This is a genomic window from Bacillus sp. JJ1532 (assembly GCF_036965085.1).
Lineage (GTDB): Bacteria > Bacillota > Bacilli > Bacillales > Cytobacillaceae > Cytobacillus.
On the sequence record NZ_JBALOW010000089.1, the window covers coordinates 1 to 4,028 of the forward strand.

A 4,028-nucleotide genomic window follows, 5' to 3' on the forward strand; every position below is an offset into this window, starting at 1 on the left:
TTCAACAATCTGGCCCTATGATGAAAATAAGCGCTGTTCTTTATTACAGAAAAGCGCCCGATTGTTGAATAGCGTTATTGAACTAAAGCCCCCGTTCGTAATATAAGGTTAGCCAGATTTTTCTGGTTGACCTTTTTCTATATGGTCATATGATTACGGTAGTCGGGGTAGAACGTCGCCCCCGTGGGATTTAATCCCGTCAGCTAAACTGTTCACCCCCTACTTGTATAAACATGTTTCAGGCTGGTTGGGACAACGATCCCGTTTAACAAGCGAACCTATGACATTACAAGAAGCCCTAGGGGATACCGACTAATATTGCATTACTTGGAGGAGATACAGTATGAATCCAGTCATTGGTCTGGATGTTTCAAAAGGGGAAAGTCAGGTACAAGCATTTTTAGATAAAGGCAAACCATACCGTAAGAGCTTCAGTATTAAACACGATCTTGAGGGTTTGGGGAATTTATTAGAGTACCTTCAAGAAGTTGAGAGTTCCGCAGGTGGTCATCAACCTTCGGTCGTTTTAGAATCAACTGGGCACTATCATACTCCCGTTATTCAGTTTTTAGAGGAACAAAAATATGTTTATATTATCGTTAATCCTCTTATCTCACACAGAGCTAAGAGCTCAAGCCTACGAAAGGTTAAAACAGATGCAATCGATGCTTATCACCTTTGCGAACTCTATTATAAAGAGGAGTTAGAACCATACAAGAAGCGTGGAATTCAACTCTTGAACCTTCGTAATCTAACAAGGCAACAAGAGAATATTGCAGAAATATCAGCGAAAACAAAGTTACAGTTACACTCTTTAATCGACCAGGTATTTCCTGAGTACCGAGGTGTATTTGGAAGCCTCTATTCAAAGGTTTCGTTGCTTACTTTACTAGCCTTTCCTACTTCTGAGGCAGTATTAAGCGTAGGTGAAAAAGAAATTACAAATAGGATAGCTTCATTATGTAAAAGTCGTTCGGAGACTTGGGCAAAGGAAAGGGCACAGAAGTTGCGCGAAGCAGCCCTGCGTAATCCTTTTCAAAACAACCTCTACCAAAGTCATATCTTTAACCTTGAGATCTTAGTTAAGATTGTTCTTCAATACCAAGAACATCTATCCAAAATTGCGAATGAAATAGATGCTCTCGCTAAGGAAATTGAAGAATATGAGATCCTTCAATCTATCCCTGGAATTGGAGAAAAAATCGCTGCAACGATTATTTCCGAAATTGGAGAGATAGATCGGTTTAATGGTGCCAAAAAGTTAGTTGCATTCGCTGGAATAGATCCTAGTGTCTACTCTTCTGGAAAGTTTACTGCATCCGTAAATCGAATTACCAAACGTGGCTCATGTAGACTTCGTCATGCCCTGTATATGGCTGTTCAAAGTGGGATTCGAGATGCACGTAAAAAGAAAACGACTGATGAGATTATTCCACGCAATAGAAGACTACGAGAGTTTTACGACAAGAAGCGAGAAGAAGGAAAACCCTTCAGAGTAGCGATCATTGCCTGTGTAAATAAGCTCTTACATTGGATTTACGCCTTACTAAAAAGCAAATCTACTTTCCTAAATATAGATTAAAAACTATATCTAACTAAATACAACAAAACCTTCCAAAACGAGTATAACGGAAGGTTATTTAGCATGAACATTTTTAGTATATCATGGGGTTATTAAACTTTTTATTGAAAAATGTTGACAAACTATTAGCTGGTTTAATTTAAGTACAATTCTTCACAATCTACTTTGTAAATTTAATCATAAAACAAAAACCTCCTATTCCTAAAAGAAACAGGCGTTCTACTATCGTAGAAAAACGCCTGTTTGACGGAAACATCTTTTCATTATAATTTGAACGGTTTAATCGTCAAATCTTAATAAGGATAGTGGTGGTAGTAGTGGTGATGGTGGAATGGGTAGTAGTGGTGGTGGTGGTACGGATAGTAGTGGTGGTGCGGATAGCCAAATCCAACCCCTGGAGCTCCAAAACCAAGTCCTGGTGCAAAACCAAAACCTGATCCTGGTCCTCCTAAACCATAACCTGGCCAAATCCTCTCGTTATAAGCATTATTCATACAAACAGTCATCCTCCTTATTTCATTTTACATTAGAGCATATGCGATTTCAGGTCAAAGTTCTTGGGTATTTGTCCTTAAATTTATAATTTAAATAGACATATGCGGAAACCAACAGATCAAATGGACATTTCATTCAAAACTATTGGTCTATGTTAAAATCAATTCAGCATTCTGTTGAAATTATACAACCCATATACTTATTCAACTAAACTGCTCCGTTCGTATTATAAGGTCAACCAGATAAGAAAATATTTCTGGTTGACCTTTTTTTATTTGGTCTTATTATATCAGTAGCCAGGGTAGAACGTAACTGCCCGTGGGGCTTGGACCCCGTCAAGTAAACGGTTCACCCCCTACTTGTAGAAACATGATTGAGGCTGGTTGGGACTTAGATCTCGTATAACAAGCGAAGCTATGACACTGCATGGAGGATTTAGGGGTACTGGCAAATTACTAGTTTAGGAGGAGGATTTAGAAATGAATCCAGTCATTGGCCTGGATATTTCAAAAGGCGAAAGTCAAGTTCAAGCATTTTTAGATAAAGGCAAACCATATCGCAAGAGTTTTAAAGTTTCTCATACTCTAGAAGGTCTTAGTTTACTTGTAGATTTTCTGGAGGAAATAAAGAGGGAAACTGGCAAGAAACCTCCTGTTGTCTTAGAAGCAACAGGACATTATCATTCCTCTGTTGTTCAATACTTGGAGGACCGTGGATATTTATTGATTATCATTAATCCCTTGATATCTTATAAGGCTAAGAGTTCAAGTCTTCGCAAAGTAAAGACGGATGCGGTTGATGCTTATCTTCTCTGTGAACTGTTTTATAAAGAAGATCTAGAGCCATATAAAAAGCGAGGGGTCCAACTTTTAAACCTTCGGAATCTTACAAGGCAGCACGAGAATATAACAGGGGTATTAATCCAAACAAAGCTACAATTTCAAGCAATTCTTGAACAAATATTTCCCGAATATAGAGGGGTTTTTGGTGACTTATATTCAGTTGTATCGCTCTTAACTCTTTCAGAGTTTCCGTCATCTGAAGATATTTTAGAGACAAACGTAGATACACTAGCAGATAGAATATCTAGCTTATGTAAAAGTCGTTCCAATAGATGGGCTAAAGAAAAAGCAATTGAGCTTAAAGCCGCCGCAACTCGAAATCCGTTTGAAAAGACTGTTTATCGGAGTCATATATTGAGCCTAAAAATGTATATAAACATCATTCTTCAATATAAAGAGCACCTATCCACGTTAGAGTCAGAGATAGATGCCCTCGCTAAAGAAGTTGAAGAATATAATATTATCAAATCTATCCCTGGTATCGGAGAAAAGATCGCTGCAACGATCATTTCAGAAATTGGAGAGATAGACCGATTCACTAATCCTAAAAAGTTGGTAGCTTTCGCTGGTGTTGACCCTAGTGTATTTGAATCTGGTAAGTTTACAGCCACCAAAAACCGAATCACAAAAAGAGGATCCAGCAGGCTTCGTCATGCCTTATATATGGCTGTTCGTTGTGGAATTCGTGACTGTCGTAAGAGCAAAACAAGCGATGAAATTATTCCTCGAAACAAGAAGTTACGAGAGTTCTATGATAAAAAACGTGAAGAAGGAAAGCCTTTTAAAGTAGCCGTCATTGCCTGTGTAAATAAGCTCTTACATTGGATATATGCCTTACTAAAAAGCAGAACTACTTTCCAAGATATAGCTTAGAATCATAAATGAACTAAACCGCCCAAAACCTTCCAACAGAAAACTAACGGAAGGTTATTTGGTATGCACATTTTTAGTCTACCATATGATTTTTAAGATTTTTATTGAAAAATATTGACAAACTATTAGCTGGTTTACTTCAATAAGAAAAGGCTATTCTCCTTCTTGAAGAATAACGCCCTTTAATGGAATAGTGCGTTATATTGATCTTGAATCATTCCCTTAGACATTTTTTC

At 37.7% G+C, this 4,028-nt stretch carries 3 protein-coding genes; 2 read left to right on the plus strand and 1 reads right to left on the minus strand.

Annotation, left to right across the window (positions count from 1 at the left end; translation table 11 throughout):
- The first annotated feature begins 343 nt into the window (after window positions 1-343).
- Complete coding sequence (locus V7122_RS22385; RefSeq protein WP_335529237.1) at window positions 344-1,582, plus strand: IS110 family transposase; 1,239 nt, start codon at window positions 344-346, stop codon at window positions 1,580-1,582.
- 293 nt (window positions 1,583-1,875) lie between these two features.
- On the opposite strand, the gene V7122_RS22390 is transcribed toward V7122_RS22385, so the two are convergent.
- Window positions 1,876-2,076: a hypothetical protein gene (locus V7122_RS22390; RefSeq protein ID WP_082625214.1), complete on the minus strand. Its 201-nt coding sequence runs from the start codon at window positions 2,074-2,076 to the stop codon at window positions 1,876-1,878.
- A 480-nt stretch (window positions 2,077-2,556) separates the two neighbouring features.
- Between V7122_RS22390 and V7122_RS22395 the strand changes: the two genes are divergently transcribed.
- On the plus strand, window positions 2,557-3,792 hold the full coding sequence (locus V7122_RS22395; protein ID WP_335529241.1) for an IS110 family transposase: 1,236 nt from the start codon (window positions 2,557-2,559) through the stop codon (window positions 3,790-3,792).
- Window positions 3,793-4,028 lie beyond the last annotated feature (236 nt).